This window comes from Asanoa sp. NPDC049475, assembly GCF_040676915.1.
GTDB lineage: Bacteria > Actinomycetota > Actinomycetes > Mycobacteriales > Micromonosporaceae > Asanoa.
Map to the genome: position 1 here is coordinate 157,690 of NZ_JBFAPY010000001.1, position 17,077 is coordinate 174,766.

Below are 17,077 nucleotides of genomic sequence, written 5' to 3' on the forward strand. Positions count from 1 at the left end.
CGCCCGGATCGATCACCCTGAGCTGGCCGTGCTGAGGCTTGGAGTCAGGAGCGGGTCAGCGGCTGGGCCGGTCGCGCGGCGTTCGGTCAGGGCTAGGGCGACCACCGCCACACCCAGCAAAACCGAGCCGGCCGTTGCCCACACGGTCAGGCGTTCGTCGAGCCACAGGACCGCGATGACGGCTGCGGCCACCGGCTCCGCCAGGGCGAGTACTGACGCGGTGGTTGCCCGGACCACCGCCAGGCCCGCGAAGAACAGGGCGTAGGCGAGGGCGGACGGCGCCGCGCCCAGATAGGCGAGTAGGGCCACCGTCTGGGTTGTCTCGCCCGCTGTGGGCAGCAGACCCTCGACCAATGCGACAGGGAAAAGGCAGACCAGGCCTACCGTGAAGCCGCCCAGGGTCGTGGACAGTGGGTCGTTGGTCGGGCCCGATCTGCGGTTCAGGAGGGTGACGGCCGCATAGCCCGTCGCGGACACCGCGGCGCAGGTCAGGCCCAGCATCGGTGCCGAGCCGGTGGTGGCCCCTCCGCCGCCCACGAGCAACAAGAGGCCGAACAGCGCCAGGGTCACCGTCAGGGCGCCGCCTCGGCCTAGGCGTTCGTCGCTTGTCAGGCGGGCGCCGATGGCGATCAGGATCGGGCCGGAGCCCAATGTCACCACGGTCGCGATGGCGAGGCCGGCGTATTGGACGGCGGCGAAGTACGCCGTCTGGAAGACCACCAGGCCCAGCCCGGTGATCAGCACTTGGCGGAAGGGCTGCCGGGTGGCCGGGCGCCGCTGGCGGGTCGCCAGTTGGACCGCTCCGAGCAGCAGGACCCCGAAGGCGAACCGCCAGAACGAGACAGCGATCGGACCCAGGCCGCTGGTGTCGTAGAGGATCGCCGCGCCGGCGCCTGCCGTGCCCCAGGCCACCGCCGCTACCAGGATGTAGAGGATTCCCCGCCCGACGGGCAGGGTTGTCTTGTTCGAGTGCACTGTGTTCTCCGTGTCATCGCCACCCGGGCGCCACTGAAGGACCCGGGCTCTGGAAAGAAGCAAGAACCGGGTCGGCTAACGATGATCGTTAGCGAGCGGCGGGTGGCGAAAGCACGAACCGAGTCACGCGGCGACGATACTCCCGGGAGCTCGCTATGGCATTTGGATTGTGTCCCGCGGACCTGGCAGGGACGGGCCCCCTAGGGCCCGGCCCAGTCCCCGGCGGGAGCAACGGTCACGCCCCCGACGAACCCGGGACATCCGCCTTCTGCTCTTGATCAGACCATGCTGCGGAAGTTGTCGGCCGAGCTGAGCGCGTTGGCGGCCAGCGACTGCGCCTCGTCGAGCCGTGACCGCGCCTGCTCGAGGTGCGCGATCGCGTCCAGGATGGACGGATGCGCGGAGCCGATCGCGGTGAAGCGGAGCCGGGTCAACGCTTCGTCGAACGCGTCCGTCACCCCGCGCAGCGTCTGCAGCGCCCGCTGGGTCTGGTCGACCGAAGCGGCGACGTTCAGCTTGACCTCTTCGACGTTCGGCATGCGGACCGCCTAGGTGATGGCCAGGACGGCCTGGCCGATGAGGGTGATCAGGACCGGTGCGAAGCAGGTGGCGGCGCCGATCGGGAGGGTGCGGTCGACCTTGCCGCCGGCCGGCGCGGGAAACGCGGCGCCGATCGTGACCCAGGCGAACCCGAGCGCGGCCAGCGGCAGCGCCAGCCCGCAACCGAGCGCGTAGATCGTCATCGGCGTGCCGTGGGCGGTGATCAGCAGCGCGATCTGGACCACGAGGACGGCGCCGGCGAACGGCCCGTACACCAGCATGTTGCGCACCCAGTTGCGGACCGGCGTGCGGTTGCCGGCCACCCCCAGCGCGGCTCCCGGCACTCCGAGCAGGGCTGCGTCGGCCCGGTCGGCCGTCGATCGTGCCTGGTGCAACGCGGTCAACACCGCCCCCGGATCGCCGGCGACGGCTCGGCGGGCCGCCTCGGCGTCCGCAGGAGTGGGGTGCAGATCGTCATCGGGTACGCCGGCCTCGCGCAACCTCGCCTGTTGCGGCACCAGCCGGGCGCGGACGGCGGAGAGCTCCTCGCGTGCCGCCCGGGCAGCCTGGGCCTGCTCGCCGGCCGCGGTTGCCGCACCCCGGCGCACGGCGTCGAGGCGTTGGGCGGCGGCGCAGTAGTCCGACCAGGCCGTGCCCGGGTCGGTGTCGTCCGGCCGCGGCGAGTGCCCGTAGGACGGCTGTTGCGGCACCGGGTTGGGATGCGTCGGCAACGGCGTGGGCACGGGCTGGTCGGGCACTCTGTACGGGGTGCCGTTCGTCGGCTGGTCTGTGGTCATCGGTCGGCCTCTGGGCGCGCGAACGGCACGATCACGGAGGTGCGGTCGGTGTGCCGGTCGTGGAGCAACGCCCGGTTGTCCCGCGGTTGCCAATCGACCGTTCTGTTGAGGAGCAGGCTCACGTCGGCACCGGGAACGTTGAGGAACACCAGGCCGGCGACGTCCTCGCGGGCTGCGGGGCCGACCTCGTCGGTGAACCGGCGCAGGCCGCGCCACCAGGAGAGCAGGTGCACGCCGCGGCCGGGGCCGGTGCGCAACACCAGGCGCAGCCGGTCGGGTGGCAGCGCGCCGCCGGCGATCGCGTCCATCCCGAACACGACCATGTAGCCGGGGCGGTCGATGGTCAGCGTGTCGGCGAGCTCGGCCGCCGTGACCATCTCGACGTCCTGCCGCTCGGCGAGGTCGCGGGCCAGCTCGGCGGCGACGTCGTCACCCTCGGCTACCAGCGATGCGATCACGAATCGGGCGGTACGCGGGGCGTGGTGCGCGGCCACGCTGCGAGCGGCGGCGTCGAGCACCCCAGCACCGGCGGCACTCGGGCCGATGACGGCGAGATGCCGGCCGGGCGCGGTGTCGAGTGGGAACGCCGCGGTGCTGAGCGGCACGTCGATGTGCCGGCCGACCAGCGCGGCCGGGCGGGTGATCCGGCCGGCGAGGGCAGCACGGAAGGTGGGGTCGTCGTTGAGGTGCTGGTGCGCGTACCCGGCGAAGACCTTGGGTGGTGCGGCGTCGGTCTGCCGCCGCTCCCAGAGGGCGTGCCGCAACTTGACCAGCGCGGACCGGTCGCCGTGCGGATCCGGGAAACGGATCACGCGCTCGTGGCCGCGGGTCGCGCCGCGCGGTCCACCGAGGCCGCCGGCGGTGTTGACCACCGCGGCACCGAGCGGGAGGCCCGCCGCCGCGTCGTTGGTCGGTTCCAGCACGTCGCCGCCGCCAGGGAGCGCCACCCGCACCGGGAACTGGCCGAAGATCGAGTCGCGCTTGGCATAGAGCGCTTCGACACCGAGCACGGTCTGACTGGCCAGGACCAGGTGGATGCCGTACGAGCGACCCTTGCGGGCCAGCGACTCGAGCAGCGTGACGGCCTCGGTGGCGGCCCCGGCCAGCAGCACCTGGAACTCGTCGATCACGCAGACGATGCGCGGCAACGGCTGGGTCTCGCGCAGGTCCGTGAACCGGGTGACGCCGGCCTTCTTGTAGGCGACCGAGCGGCGACTCATCTCGGAGTCGAGCTCGCGCAGCACGGCAAGGCCGTACTCCCGGTCGGACTCGACCCCGACGGCGCGGGCGTGCGGCAGCCAGGTGCGGTCGCGCTCGGTCGGCACGAACTCGGCGAACGAGATGCCCTCTTTGAAGTCGAGCAGGTAGAGCGTCATCTCGTCGGGTCCGTAGCGGGTGGCGAGCCCGTACAACACGTTGATCAGGAAGGCGGTCTTGCCCGCGCCGGACCGACCGCCGATCATCCAGTGTGGGGTCAGGTCGTTGAACTGGAGGTTCACCGGCCGGTCGCCGTCGTGCCCGACGACGGTGGCGAGGCCGGACGCGGAGTCGTCGGTCCAGGTGTCGCTGTCCTCGTCGGGCAACAGGTCGCGCAGGGCCAGCCGCGAGCTGGCGGCGAACCGGGCAGCGAGCTCGGCACAGACCCGCTCGAACAGATGCGGCGGCGGATCGTCGTCGAGGAACACGGGAGCGTTGAGTCCGACGTGCGCTCCGCTGGCGAAGTTGGCGCCCGGCGGGTCGCTGACCAGGGCGTGGGGGTTGCGCAACGCGATCCGGGTGGCGAGCGGCAGCGGCTGCTGGGTGGTCTCCAGGGTCAACGGTGGCGGAGGCCAGCCGGCGACGATCAGATGCAGTCCGGCCTCCGGCCCGGCCTGCGCCAACGCGGAGATGCGGGTCAGATCGGCGGTCTCGGTGAGCTCGGGCAAACTCGCGATGACCACGAGGAGGGTACGTTCGCGCCGGGTGTGCCGGACGGCGGTCGGCCGGGCCGGACGCACCCACTGCTCGGCCTCGGCGAGGACGGCCCGCAGCGCGGTGCGATCGGTGGCGGGCGGCGGCATGAGCCCAGCATCTGAAAGTGCGGCAAAGGGAGCGAAAAGCATGCCACCGCCGGCGGCGTCGACGGCGCGCACGAGCAGCGAACCGGGTGGCGCGGCGGCGAGCAGACGGAGCAGGGTGGCCCTGATCAGCCCGGCAACCCGCGGATCACGCGCGTCGGCGTCGATCGTCAGGTGACCGGTGCCGAGCAGCGGAATGATCGCGGGAAAGCGAGCGTCGTCGAGCGGCTGAGCGGTGCCGATGCGGACGAAGGAAGGCACCCGCGGACCACCGAGCGGGGTGTCTTCGAACCGCGCGTCAAGCTGCCCACCAAGCCAGCCGGGCGTGAGCACTCCGGCCGCGGCCCGCAGGCGCTCGGCGAGGTCATGCTGCGCGCGCTCGTCAGCGACAGGCGCCCGAACACCAGCAAGCGCCGTCTCGGCGGCATCGACCACCGCGGCGGCCTGCCGGTGCAGCGCGGCGGCTTCTAAGGCTCGCGCCTGCGTCCTGGACACACCGCTCACCTCCCGGAGTGACGGTATAGCAGCGCGGCAGAATGTCCCACGCTCCCCTCCGCGCGCCGTGCGGCTAACCTCGTCATGTGGCCGCCGCATCCCCCACCCGCACGACCCCGGGCGAGCGAAGCGTCCGCCCGCTGCGCCTCCTCCTGATGGTGATCGCGGGAGTACTCACTCTGCTGTGCCTGGGCGGGGTAGGAGTAGGAATCAACCTCTACGACGAAGCCACGGCCATCGACCGCGAGAACCCCGACGTCGTTGTTGCCGGTTACCTCGGCGCGCAACTCGTCGAGCGGGACGACGCCGGCGCGAAACTCTACTCGTGTAGCCAGGATCAAGGACTCGAGCCAATCCGGGCGCTCAAGCGTGATATCGAGATGCGCGAGCAGAGCTTTGACGTAAAGATCTTGGTCGACTGGGGAGCCATGCAGGTCCAGTCGACCGGCAACGAGTTCACCGTCACGACCGAGGTCGGACGGCGCGTTTTCAACGGCGAACGCTCTGTGCAGACGTGGAAGTTCACCCTCATCGACGAAAACGGCGGGTGGCGAGTGTGTTTGGCCCAACGGACTAACTAACTACTCGATCCAAAGCAGATGCACCGGTACCTCGATGGTCTTTGGCGCTTGTCCGCTCCACGCCCACCGGTACCACTCCAGTTCAGTAGCGAGCCGCACGCAGATGTCGCCTTCCGCGTTCGTGTGCACCTCTGTCACCGCGCGGAGTTCGCGGCGCTCGACGCCGTCGACAACTTGAACAATTCGTCGGCCGGACAGGGCGTCCACGTCGACTGCTGGTACGGGCATTCGGGTGGCCGGCGCGTCGAGCGAGACCAGCCGCGAAATGACGTCCCGATGGCCGGCGACGGACGTGCCCGGGTTGCCGAGCGTCTCCACCCAGACCCGCTCCACTGGTACCAGTGGTGCGAAGACTTCGATCTGCTCAGATTCGGCTCGGTACCACTCCTGCTCTGGAATTGCCGGCACGTAGGTTCGGCTGCCCTGCACGATTCGGTCGTCGGCACGTAGGTCTCCGCGCCACCCGGCGCCCGGAAACCCCACGATCAGGCGTCGACCCCGCAGATCTTCGGCGCTGCCGGCCGGCACGGGCACGATAGGCCTAGGAGGTCGTGGCGCCCAGTCGGGCTGCCCGGCGAACGGGTCTGGCATCGGCTCGCGGCTCATCCGTAGTCTCCGCTCCGCACGCCGACAGCCCGGCAGCTATGCGCCGGTGCCCAGCGGCGCGCCCTTTTCCCGCATCCACTTCATCGGTTCGGTCGCACCCGACGAGCTGCGGTCACCGTTCAGGTGCACTTCGAAGTGTAGGTGGGGACCGGACGAGTGCCCGCTCGTGCCGACGATGCCGATCGGCTGTCCCGCGGCTACCGTCTGGCCGACTTGCACCTTGGGCCGGAACAGCATGTGGCAGTAGCGGGTGATCACCTCACCGGCGTGCTTGATGTCGACATACCAGCCACAACCGGGTGTACTCGGAGAACCGTCGCGGTCGCAACGGAACGGCGGTTGAGAGTCGTTATCGCACCGCGAAACGATGACTGTGCCCGCCGCCGCGGCGAGGATGTCATCGCCACGGGATGCGCCCAGGTCGACGCCCTGGTGGCTGGGGCGCTCGGCGGTGCGGAAACCCGAGACCAAACCTGCCTTCACCGGTGCGGTCCAGCCGGACGCCGCCACATCTCCCATTGCCGCGCAAGACAAGGTGGCGTTGGCACCCACCGCTCGGGCAGCACCGTCCGCCAGCAAGTTCACGATCTCGGCTGCGTCCGGCTCGTGCTTGGCGTAGGCGTCGGGGAACGCGCTGCGCTGTACCGCCTGGGCGGCGTCCGTGAGGGACATCCGCTCCCAGCCGCGGATCTTGACCAGCTTCTGGTAAAACTTGCGACTCGCGTAGGCCGGATCCTGCACCTGCTTAGGCGTGCCCCAGCCTTGGCTGGGTCGCTGCTGGAAGAGCCCAAGCGAGTCGTGGTCGTTGCGTGCTCCGAGGTAGCCGTGGTTGGTGAGCGACGACTCCTGCATCGCCGTCGCGATCGCGATGACCCACCCCTTCGGTGGAACCTTGAGCTGCGAACCGACGTTGATGATGATCGCGGCATTGCGCAGCTGGCTGTCGCTGTAACCGGAGACGCGTGGCATGTCTCCGGTGGCGGAAATGGGACCGCCGGCGCCGCAGCCATAGGTCGAGATCGGCGCGTCGTCGTTGCTGAGTCCGTCGAGGAAGAAGGCTGCCATCCCGCCTGCGCAGCAGAGCAGGGCGAGCGTTGCCGTGAGAGCCGTAAGCAGAACTACCTTGCGGGAGCGCCGGCGTTTGGCTTCGCGGTCCAGTTTTTCGGTGAGTGTCATCCGCGCTCCCAATCGACGCCATCCACGAGCCACTGGCCCTCTCCGACGACGATTCGAAGCACCAAGGTCCCAGAGTCGACTGGATAGGAAACCTCTGCCAGCCCAGTGCCTTGCGGCACGACTGTCGCCGACCCGGTCAATCGATCAGCCGGGACCTCGGTCGGGTCGACACCTTTGAGCTTCGCAGCGAGTGAGGGAGTCGAATTCGGCACCAGTGCCGCATACCAGTCGTCGGCTTCAGCGGTGTGATCGAGCCACGCCGTCGCGAACTCCTCGGCCACCTTCGCTGGTTTTCGCGCGCCTGGGCTGAGGCTCGGTCCCGGGTCGAGGGACGCGGTGGATACCGGCGCGGGTTCCACAATGCCGTCGTCGCCGTCGTCTGAATGCGCGGTCCCGGGGGCCGTCGTGCTCTGTCCTGGCCGAAGGCCGACAGACGAACCGTCCTCTGGGCCAGCGAAGGTGCGGGCAAGGCCGACAATTGCGAACACCACAATTGCCAGGACTACGGCGATGCCGACCCGAGAGCGCAGGACCGAGGTACCGAGGAGTTGAAGTACCCGCCGCACCTCGTCACCTCGCCTCAGACCGGATCTTTGGTGACGCGGTTGGCACATCCTTAGCGGGCTCCGGCCGGTAGATCGCATAGCTTGCCGGTGCCGTCTCCGGTACATCAGGCTCGACCCATCGGGCGGGCTGGCGTCGAGGTGGAGAGGCTACGGGAGCCCGTTCGGGAGTAGTCGTCGGGACGTCGGAGCGCTCCTCTGGACGAACCCGTTCGCCTCCAGAGGGAGCCGCGTGGCTCGGATCTTCGAGCCTGGCTTCGGGCCGGAGCGAGGTCTGCTCAGCCACGACACCGCGGCCCTTGCCCAGCCGCGGCTCTGCTGTCCCACCAGGCTCGGCGACATCGAGTTTGGCGGCCTCACGCATGTCACGGAAGAACCGGCGGTGCCAGGAACCGGCCGAGGTGATCGCGGACGTGCTGTCCTTGCCACCGAGTTGGGTGATCCGCCGATAGGGGCGCAACAAGAGCCATCCGACTACGCCGGTAAGCCAGACGAGTACGACCTGTAGCCAGCCTGGAAGGGTCGGCGTGTTCATCACCAGATCAACGGCGAACAGGTAGATCGCTGCGCCTGTGCCGAAGATTGCGATGTTGAAGACAGCGGCGACGACCGCATTGGCAAGGCGACGGATACCCGCGCTGGCAGGTCGCATCAAGCCGATCGTGCCGAGGATCGGCGCCGCGATCACCGCCCATCGAAAGATCAGGAATCCGAGCAGGACGAGTAGCGATGCGGTGAGGTCGAAGAGCGCGAAAAGGAAAGCTGCCAGCAAGGCAATGAAGCCGGCGCCGACCCGTTCCATGTCGCGACTGCCCTGGAGGTACTCGTAAGCTTCAGGATCCTCGGTCTTGATCTGCTCGGCGACCTTCATCCACTGGTTGCTCTTTCGCGCGATGACTCCGTCACGGCTCTTCGGGTTGGCGCGAATCTGTTCCAGTTCCGTCCAGGTGAATGACTTCGCATCGTAGAGAGCCTCGCCGTACTTCTTGGCGGTATTGCTGTCTGCTGAGCCGAGGACTCCCCGCAGCCAGTTCCGGTAAAGCATTGTTTCGGTGACTGTGTCACTTGCCCGAACGGCAGGCGGCCGGTTGTCCTTGCACGCTTGCGGATCGTCGTCGAAGACGCATTGGCCGTCCTTGGGACGTGGTCCAACGGCATCATGTACGACACCTAACGCACTGACCAATGTGTCGTCTGCGATGTTCGCGGACTTGACTGGCCATGCGGCCAAGGCAGTGACCGCAACCATGACCAAGAGGGCCCAACCGGTCGTGGTGAGCGCATTGCTCATGTCTGACTGGCGGGAACGCCAGATCAGGTACAGCCCGACCACGGCGAGTGTGATGGCACCAAAGGCAGTGAACACCCGCGTGTAGACAGCCTTTGTAGCTTGATCAACCAGAGGGTCCGCCCATCCCCACATCGACTGCGGGTCCCATGCGCGTTCGCGGACGGCGTTTGACGCACCGATCACAGCGGTCGCGATCATGAATTCGCCGTTGGCGACCGTGGTGAGGAATCGGTAGTCCGGATGCAGGACGCTTGACGCGCAGCCACCCTCGACGTCGTACGTGGTGTAGCTGTAGCCGGCGTATCCATAGGTGCCGTACATCCCGAGGAGACCGGACTTTCTAGAGCTCTCGGGACGGTCGCTGAACCAGCCCGCTAGACCGGCGTCGGGAGTGCTCGGGGTTGGGGCCTTCAAACACTGAACTCGATCAGCGGTGACAGCTGGCAGTTTGTCGACGCAGGCCGCGAAGTTGGCTTCCCATTGCTCAATAGAGCACACATCACCCGGTGCTCGGGTGGGGATGGGGGCCGCGGTGGCGCCCAAAGCGGGCCAGCTGATGGTGGCGGCGGCCGCGACCAGCAACGTGAGGACCAGAGAGACTACCCGTGCTCGCGCCCGAGCCATCTACTCCTCCAGGTCTGCAGGGGCCGGCGGGAGGAGCGACGGCGTCGAAGCCGCCACCGCCGGGGTGGTGTCCAGGTGGTCCAGTAGGCCTTCGACGTACGAGACGTCGACCCTGATCTTTTGGACCCGGCCGTCTACGTCTCGCATGACGAACTCGCGGAAGCCCAGGCGTGCCGCCGAGGAGGTGTCCACGTTCGACAGGCTTGCGAGGGTGGCCTCGTAGCCGTCGTTCACCGGCACTCGGAGCAGCCGCAGCGCTTCCGATGCGATCTCCTGGTCTTCCGCGATCCGGCCCACGAACACCGTCGACACGAGGTTCTGGACGTCCAGGCCCAGGATGTCGCGCGGGTTCTGTGACGCGACCAGCGCCGCCAGGTTCCACTTGCGGGAGTCTCGTGCCAGGCGCACCAGGAACGAGCGGCCCGAGCGCCAGCCCTCCATGAAGTGCGCCTCGTCCAGGCCGACCAGCTTCCGTGACGACATCGAGCCGCCGTAGCAGCGGCGGACCGCCAACCGGTGTGCCGTGTGCAGCATCGGCAACGCCAGCGCTTCCTCGGCCGACCAGTACTCGCGCTCGATCTTCAGGTCCGGCAGCCGCAGGCCGGCCATCGTGATGACCGTCAGCGCCGCGTCCGCGCCCAACAGGTGCTCCGGCGGGCGGCCGAAGAACAGCAGCGCCAGCGGCATCTCGGCCGTGTCGAGCAGCAGGTTGGCCAGTTCCTTGCCGTCGTCGTCGTCCATGCCGGCCAGGCAGGCGACCACGTCGTCCAGCGTGGACGTCTCTTCGGCCGGGACCTGGCGCACCGCGTGCCGGAACAGCGTCGCCGTGGATGCCTGGCGGGCCACCTGTGGCGGTACCAGCATCTGGCAGATGTCCTGGACCAGCATCCGGCGCTCGGCCCGCGAGTTCGAGACCGCGATCTCGTACTCCCGGTCGCCTGGCGCCCCCAACGAGAACTCGGTGCGCAGCGGCGTGGGAATCAGAGAATAGGGAGCGAGGGTGCCGGCTTCTGAACCCGTCAGGTTGAGCACCCGGGAGAACGGCCGCAGTTCCGGCATCGCGCACAGTCGAGCCAGCGGGCCGGACGGGTCGAGCAGCGTGACCTGCACGCCGCGCCGGGCTGCCAGGTAGCCGAGGGCCCCCAGCAGCGTCGACTTGCCACCGCCCGGCTCGGCTACGAAGACGGCCAGGCCGGAGCGCTCGCGTACCTCCATCGGGAAGTGCAGGTCCAGGAAGACCGGTCGGCGGCAGGTGCCGGCCGTGCGGCCGATGAGGTCGCCCCGGCGGTCGCCGACCGTCGACGCCGCCTGCGGCAGCGCGGCGGCCAGCAGCTTGACCGGCATCCGGCGGATGTAGCCCGTGTTGGCGATCGGCTCGCCCGGGATGAACTCGCGCGCCAGCCAGTCCTGGTTCTTCGGGTGTTGCAGCGAGATGCGCAGTTCCCGGGAGTAGAGCTGGATCAACCGGCGAGCCCGCTCGAGGCACTCGTCGCGGGTGCGGCCGCCCACGGCGATGCGGTGCCAGCCGTGCGCGCGGGCCGACTCGACCGGCAGGCCCGTGGTCATCTCGTCGCCGATGACGAGGGCGCGCTTGGCCAGCCGCTCGAGCTCCGGCGGGGCGTCGATGCCGTGCTCGGCGTAGTCGAGCTGCTGCGACCGGATCATCCGTAGCCGGTGCTCGAGGTTGCGGAACGAGTCGCCCGAGCCGAGCACGTCGATCCGGGACGACAGCTCCATCGGCCACGGCAGCCGCTCGTGGAAGTGCATCCACGGCTCGTGCCGCTCCGGGATCTCCAGTGGCTCCATCCGGCCGACGGCCAGGACGGCGACGTGCCGCTCCTCGCCGGTCATCCGGTTGACGAGCTTCACGGTCGAGCCGTACGGGGTGCGATAGCGCTCGATCTGCTCGGTCAGCCCGAGCAGGTCGCCGCGTTCCCACTGACCGTTGGACACCGGCGAGAGCGCGGTCGGCGGCGCCATGCACAGCGCGACCGAGCGGTAGAGCAGCCATTCGAGCTCGTGCGGCGTGACCCGGCGGCCGCGCATGCCGAACGCGCCGAGCACCTCGTCGAACTGCTCGACCGTGCGGCTCAGCTTGCGGCGCTCGCCCTCCGCGACACCGCGGCCGAACGTGCGCAGCACCCGCTCGGACAGGCTGTTGCCCAGGGATCGCCGGGCGAACGTCACGCCCAGGTAGGTCTGGCCCTCGGCATGGTTGACCGAAAGCAGGTGCCGCTGCGCCGCGACGAGATGGTCGGACCAGGACGTCGCGCCCGGCACGCTGGAGAGCGGCGACGGTGTGTGGGTGTCGACGGTGCGCGCCCACTCGTCGGCCGGGAACGGCCGGGTCGTGCGGCGCAGGTGCAGGCGGAAGCCGGCGAGTCCGGCATATTGCTCGGAGATCGCGGACAGCAGCGCCTCGCGCTCGGCGTCGGGGCGGAACGCCCAACGCACCTCGGGCAGCCAGTACCAGGCCGTCACCGTGTTGGGCGTGAAGGTCAGGTGACCGGCGATCTCCGTGATGGCCAGGCCGATGCTCGGGTCACGGTCGCCGAACTTGATCTGCGGCGGCTTGACCGTGGTCGGCTTCTTCGCCGGCTCGCGGCCCTTCTCCCGGCGACGCGGCGGCTTTGCCGGCTCGCGCACGATGGGTAGCTGCGCGCCGGCCCGCTCCGACCGCGGCGCGACCTCCGCGGCACGTTCGGGACCAACAGGCAACGGGGGTACGCCGGTTCCGGGTCCCGTGGCCGGTCGGCGCGGCCGTGCCGGATGCTGTGGCGGCGCCAACCGACTGGCGGTAGGCGGCTCGCCGCGGCGGCGTGGCTCAGGACGGGGCTCCCGCTGCTCGGGCAGAAGCTCGCCGCCGGGGTCGAGATAGGCGTCGGCATGCGGCGCGGGTTCACCCCGCCACCCGGCCCGGTTGTCCACTCGGCCGGTGTCCCCCGGCGCCCGGTTGGCCCGGCTGACGATGCGCTGCCGATCAACCGCCGGGCCCGTCTGCCGGGACGATTCCACGTCACCCCGCAGAGCCTCGCCACCCCGCGGCGGCTGACCACCACGGGCGGAGTCGCCACCACGCGCCGGCTGAACACCGCGCGGAGAGTCGACACCGTGTGAGGACTCGACACCGCGCGAAGACTCATGACCGCGCGGGGACTCAAGCCCGCGGGAGGATTCGAGCCCACGCGAGGATCCGGCACCGTGCGGAGAGTCGACGCCACGGGAGGACTCAGCGCCGCGCGAAGACTCATGACCGCGCGGGGACTCAAGCCCGCGCGTGGATCCGGCACCGTGCGAAGAGTCGACACCGTGTGAGGACTCGTCGCCGCGCGAGGACTCACGACCGCGCGAGGATTCGAGTCCGCGCGGGGAGTCGACACCCCGCGAGGATTCGAGTCCGCGCGGGGAGTCGACACCCCGCGCGGACTCACGGCCGCGCGAGGAATCACCGCCACCGCGTGAGGGCTCGAGCCCGCGCGCGGATCCAGCACTGCGGGGCTGTTCTGGGCCGCGCCACTGTGGGTCGAGCTCGTCGAGGTGGCCGGTCAACGTGGGATCGGCGCTGTGGACAGGCTCGGCGCCCCTTGATGGCGGGGTGGCGCCGTTGCCGTTCGTCAGCGCGTGGCGGCCGCTGCCGGGATCCGTTGTCTCCGGCGGACCCGCCTGCTGCGGTGCGGCGCCGCCGAAGAGGTCCAGGAACGGGGAGTCGATGTCGGCGTCGGGTCGGCGTCCGGTCGGCACCGCGCGGGCGCGTTCGTCGGCCGGGCGTGAGCGCGCTGGCCCCGGCGCCTGGAAAACCGCCACCGACCCGTGACCTGGAGTGGTCACGAGCTCAGTGTCCGTGCGCTCCTCGTCGAGCTCAGAGGCATCAAGATCCGTCGCAGGGTAGTCGGATGATCGCGGACGGTGACCGCCGCCTCCGGACTGCGTGTCGGCCGGACGGGACTCCGGCGGGACGGGTCGGTTCATGCGAGGACCTCGCTCTGTTCCGCAGGGTGCCGGCTCATACCAGCTCCTCGCGGATCCTGATCTTGGTTGCGACCAGACGGGGGTCGCGCTGCTCGACGGCGGGCTCGCGGGTGCGGCGCCAGTCGGTGAGCGCGGTGCGGATCACCACGCGCGCCGGACGGTCGGGGTCGACGTGGCGGAAGATGAACGACGTCGTCACGATGGCGAGCGCGATCTCCCAGGCCGGGAACAGGTCGACACTGAACGTGAACAGCCAGTGGATGAAAATGTAGAGCGGCACGAGAAGCATGAAGAGCCCATATTGCGCATAGGGCAGGTGGATCGGGAGCGTGTATCCCGGCGGGCCCAGGTAGACCAGGCGAGCCCGGTAGATGTCGTCATCGGTGCGCAGCCGCATCTCGTGCTCCGCGGCCTATTCGAAGATCAGCTTGATCAGGTAGTCACCGACGAAGAACAACGTCGCCGCGCCCGCGATGAACGCGAGGCCGACGATGGCGATGGCCGAGCTGGTCAGGACTTTCGAGACCTCGCCCTTGCTGGCGCGGCCGATGAAGATCACGCCGAGCACCGCAAGGAGAATCGGGGCCACCTTGCTGGCGAAGAACGTGACAATGCCTGATGTGTCGATGCCCTTCGGGTCTGCATCACCCGCGATGACGTGGGCGAGCACGCCCGACGCGGCGTGCGCGGACGCACTCCACGCCTGCTGGACGAGCTCAGTGGCGATCATCGGAAAACCTCCCCGGTGCCGACGGCCGGCGGAGCCGCGGCACTGTGATTGTCAGGCCTTCGGGTGACGTTGTGTCGTACGTCTTGTCCGCCGGCCCGGATGTTGTGCGCTCACCGCTAACGGTGTCTCATCCTCGGGTGTTTTGTCCCGGTTTCGGCCTGTCTCCTCCGTCTTGGCGCCGGAATCATTAGCAATTGCAAAGCGTACGGCGGAGCCCTGCTTCGAACAAGCTACGAAGAATGCGCCCGGTGCGCCCCTCGTGGCCCGTGTGGTCAATGCGGCGTGAGAGGTGCCCGAACCCCTGTTCGGTACGGTCTACAGGTGACCGATCTGCTGCGGTCGCCCGACCCGGTGGTGATGGGCGTCCTCAACGTCACGCCCGACTCGTTCTCCGACGGCGGGCGATACTTCTCCACCGACTCGGGCGGTGGTCTGGCGGCCGCTGTCGCACACGGCGTCGCCATGCGCCGCGACGGTGCTGACCTGGTCGACGTCGGTGGCGAGTCGACCCGGCCGGGTGCCGATCGGGTCGACCCGGAGACCGAGGCGGCCCGGGTCCTGCCGGTCATCCGCGCGCTCGCCGACCGCGGCGTCCCCATGAGCATCGACACCACCCGGGCCAGCGTCGCCGCCGCCGCGCTGGAAGCCGGCGCCACCGTGGTCAACGACGTCTCCGGCGGCCTCGCCGACCCCGACATGGCCAAGGTGGTCGCCCAAGCCGGCTGCCCCTGGGTGCTGATGCACTGGCGCGGCCACTCGCGCCGGATGGCCGACCTGGCCAACTACGACGACGTGGTCAAAGAGGTACGCGACGAGCTCCGCCAGCGGATCGACGACGCGCTCGCGGCCGGGGTGGCCGCCGACCGGATCGTCATCGACCCCGGCCTGGGCTTCGCGAAGCGCGCCGAGCACAACTGGGCGCTCACCAGAGGGCTGCCGGAGCTGATCTCGCTGGGCTACCCCGTGCTCTTCGCCGCCAGCCGCAAGTCCTACCTGGGCCGCCTGCTGGCGGAGCCGGACGGCACGCCCCGCGCCGTCGACCAGCGCCTGGCCGCGACGGTGGCGACCAGCGTGCTCGCGGTCGCCGCCGGTGCCTGGGGCGTGCGGGTGCACGACGTGCGGGAGACCACCGACGCGATCGCCGTGTGGCGAGCCAGCGGACGGCCGCGCCTGGCGTACGAGGAGGAAAGTTGATGACCGATCGGATCACGCTCAAGGGACTGCGTGCCCGGGGTTGGCACGGCGTGCTCGCGACCGAACGAGCCGAGGGTCAGGACTTCCTCGTCGACGTGGTGCTCGAGCTCGACCTGAGCGCCGCCGCCCGCGATGACGACCTGACCAAGACCGTCGACTACGGCGTGCTGGCCGGCCGGCTGGTCAAGGTGATCACCGGCGAGCCGGTCGACCTGATCGAGACGCTCGCCGACCGGCTCCTCGACGTCTGCCTGGACGACGAGCGGGTCACCACCGCGACGGTCACCGTGCACAAGCCGCACGCACCTATTCCCCACGAGTTCGCCGACGTCTCGGTCCGCATGCGCCGGGGGAGGGCGGACCGCTGACCCGCGCGATCCTCTCGCTCGGCAGCAACCTGGGTGATCGGCTGGGCCACCTGCGGGCGGCGGTCACCGCGCTGGAGCCCGTCCTCGTAACCGTCTCCGGCGTCTACGAGACTCCGCCGTGGGGCGATCCCGACCAGCCCAGCTATCTCAACGCTGCGGCCGTGGTCCGGGACGACGCGGCGACAGCGCGCGACTGGCTCCACCGCGCCCAGGAGATCGAGACCACCGAGGGGCGGGTACGCGACCCCGAGCGGCAGTTCGGCCCGCGGACGCTGGACGTCGACGTGATCGCCGTCTTCGACGCGGAAGGCCGGCCCGTGCGCAGTGCCGACCCGGAACTGACCCTGCCGCACCCGAGGGCCCATCTGCGGGCGTTCGTCCTGCTGCCGTGGGCCGAGCTGGACCCGGCGGCCGAGCTGCCGGGGCGCGGGCCGGTGGCCGCCCTGTTGCGGACCGAGCCGGCCGCGAGCGACGTGGCGGCGGTGCGTGCCCGCCCGGATCTGCGGATACAGTCGGCGGGATGAGCCAGCAGTCTCCCGAACGCGGCCACGGGCCGCACCGGCCGCGGATGGGTCCGACCCAGCCGGCCACGCTGGTGCTCGCCGCGCTGGTGGCCGCGGCCCTGGCCTGGCTGCTGGTCAGCATGACCTATTCGAGCCTGCCCGACCTGCCCTGGTCGCCGACGGCCGTGCTGGCCGGTCTCGGCGTGCTGGAGGGCTATCTCGCGCTCAACACGCGAGCCCGGGTGCAGCGCAAACCCGGCCGCGAGCCGGTCGACCCGCTGGCCGTGGCCCGGTTCGCGGTGCTGGCCAAGGCATCGTCGCTGGTGGGCTCGATCTTCGGCGGGTTCTTCGCCGGGCTGCTGATCTTCTTGGCCTTCAAGCACACCGACGCGGCCCGACACGACCTCCCGGCCGCGATCGGTGGCGTCGTGGGATCGATCATCCTGGTCGTCGCCGCGCTGCTGCTCGAACGCGCCTGCCGGGTCCCCAAGCGCCGCGACGACGACGAGAACCACGACGACGACGCAAGATCTACCCATCGGTAGCCGCATTCACAGGGGGTGACGTCCGGGCGGAAGCGCGGTTAGGGTGCGTGCGAATGGTAGGAA

General features: G+C 69.7%; 15 protein-coding genes and 1 pseudogene. 5 read left to right on the forward strand and 11 right to left on the reverse strand.

What is annotated here, in order from left to right:
- Nucleotides 1-12: 12 nt before the first annotated feature.
- The 4 genes from AB0J88_RS00750 to AB0J88_RS00765 all read right to left on the reverse strand — a co-directional run bounded on the left by AB0J88_RS00750 (nt 13) and on the right by AB0J88_RS00765 (nt 4,864).
- Entirely contained in the window at nt 13-975 is a 963-nt protein-coding gene (locus AB0J88_RS00750; protein ID WP_364354293.1) for a DMT family transporter, read from the reverse strand.
- 278 nt (nt 976-1,253) lie between these two features.
- Nucleotides 1,254-1,514 carry a hypothetical protein gene (locus tag AB0J88_RS00755; protein ID WP_364354296.1) on the reverse strand — a complete coding sequence of 87 codons (261 nt, stop codon included), beginning with the start codon at nt 1,512-1,514 and terminating at the stop codon, nt 1,254-1,256.
- A gap of 9 nt (nt 1,515-1,523) precedes the next feature.
- Entirely contained in the window at nt 1,524-2,312 is a 789-nt protein-coding gene (locus tag AB0J88_RS00760) for a hypothetical protein (RefSeq protein ID WP_364354299.1), read from the reverse strand.
- Nucleotides 2,309-4,864 (reverse strand): FtsK/SpoIIIE domain-containing protein, encoded by a 2,556-nt coding sequence (locus AB0J88_RS00765; protein ID WP_364354302.1) that lies wholly within the window; start codon nt 4,862-4,864, stop codon nt 2,309-2,311. The genes AB0J88_RS00760 and AB0J88_RS00765 overlap by 4 nt, the downstream gene beginning before the upstream one ends.
- 86 nt (nt 4,865-4,950) lie before the next feature.
- Here AB0J88_RS00765 and AB0J88_RS00770 point away from each other — a divergent pair, with 86 nt between their 5' ends.
- Complete coding sequence (locus AB0J88_RS00770; protein WP_364354305.1) at nt 4,951-5,445, forward strand: hypothetical protein; 495 nt, start codon at nt 4,951-4,953, stop codon at nt 5,443-5,445.
- Here AB0J88_RS00770 and AB0J88_RS00775 read toward each other — a convergent pair whose 3' ends face one another.
- The 7 genes and pseudogenes from AB0J88_RS00775 to AB0J88_RS00805 form a co-directional block, all read right to left on the reverse strand.
- Nucleotides 5,446-6,051, reverse strand: a complete 606-nt coding sequence (locus AB0J88_RS00775) for a hypothetical protein (RefSeq protein ID WP_364354308.1) — start codon at nt 6,049-6,051, stop codon at nt 5,446-5,448.
- 36 nt (nt 6,052-6,087) lie between these two features.
- Nucleotides 6,088-7,227, reverse strand: coding sequence for a M23 family metallopeptidase (locus AB0J88_RS00780; protein ID WP_364354311.1), 1,140 nt, complete (start codon nt 7,225-7,227; stop codon nt 6,088-6,090).
- Complete coding sequence (locus AB0J88_RS00785; protein ID WP_364354314.1) at nt 7,224-7,508, reverse strand: hypothetical protein; 285 nt, start codon at nt 7,506-7,508, stop codon at nt 7,224-7,226. Before AB0J88_RS00785 ends, AB0J88_RS00780 begins: the two co-directional genes overlap by 4 nt.
- A 289-nt stretch (nt 7,509-7,797) precedes the next feature.
- Nucleotides 7,798-9,705, reverse strand: coding sequence for an MFS transporter (locus AB0J88_RS00790; protein ID WP_364354317.1), 1,908 nt, complete (start codon nt 9,703-9,705; stop codon nt 7,798-7,800).
- Nucleotides 9,706-12,282, reverse strand: a pseudogene (locus tag AB0J88_RS00795) (ATP-binding protein); the annotation flags it as partial.
- Nucleotides 12,283-13,708: 1,426 nt separating this feature from the next.
- Nucleotides 13,709-14,071: a hypothetical protein gene (locus AB0J88_RS00800; protein ID WP_364354320.1), complete on the reverse strand. Its 363-nt coding sequence runs from the start codon at nt 14,069-14,071 to the stop codon at nt 13,709-13,711.
- 15 nt (nt 14,072-14,086) lie between these two features.
- Nucleotides 14,087-14,404 carry a hypothetical protein gene (locus AB0J88_RS00805; protein WP_364354323.1) on the reverse strand — a complete coding sequence of 106 codons (318 nt, stop codon included), beginning with the start codon at nt 14,402-14,404 and terminating at the stop codon, nt 14,087-14,089.
- A 321-nt stretch (nt 14,405-14,725) separates the two neighbouring features.
- Between AB0J88_RS00805 and folP the strand changes: the two genes are divergently transcribed.
- From folP to AB0J88_RS00825, 4 genes are read left to right on the forward strand one after another with little or no spacing between them, the layout of a single operon-like run.
- The gene (gene folP / locus AB0J88_RS00810; RefSeq protein ID WP_364354326.1) at nt 14,726-15,598 is read left to right on the forward strand and encodes a dihydropteroate synthase; all 873 of its coding nucleotides are present in this window, start codon (nt 14,726-14,728) and stop codon (nt 15,596-15,598) included.
- Nucleotides 15,598-15,966 carry a dihydroneopterin aldolase gene (gene folB / locus AB0J88_RS00815; protein ID WP_364354333.1) on the forward strand — a complete coding sequence of 123 codons (369 nt, stop codon included), beginning with the start codon at nt 15,598-15,600 and terminating at the stop codon, nt 15,964-15,966. Before folP ends, folB begins: the two co-directional genes overlap by 1 nt.
- On the forward strand, nt 15,963-16,490 hold the full coding sequence (folK, locus tag AB0J88_RS00820) for a 2-amino-4-hydroxy-6-hydroxymethyldihydropteridine diphosphokinase (RefSeq protein ID WP_364354613.1): 528 nt from the start codon (nt 15,963-15,965) through the stop codon (nt 16,488-16,490). The genes folB and folK overlap by 4 nt, the downstream gene beginning before the upstream one ends.
- Nucleotides 16,487-17,014 (forward strand): DUF3180 domain-containing protein, encoded by a 528-nt coding sequence (locus tag AB0J88_RS00825; RefSeq protein ID WP_364354336.1) that lies wholly within the window; start codon nt 16,487-16,489, stop codon nt 17,012-17,014. Before folK ends, AB0J88_RS00825 begins: the two co-directional genes overlap by 4 nt.
- Nucleotides 17,015-17,077 lie beyond the last annotated feature (63 nt).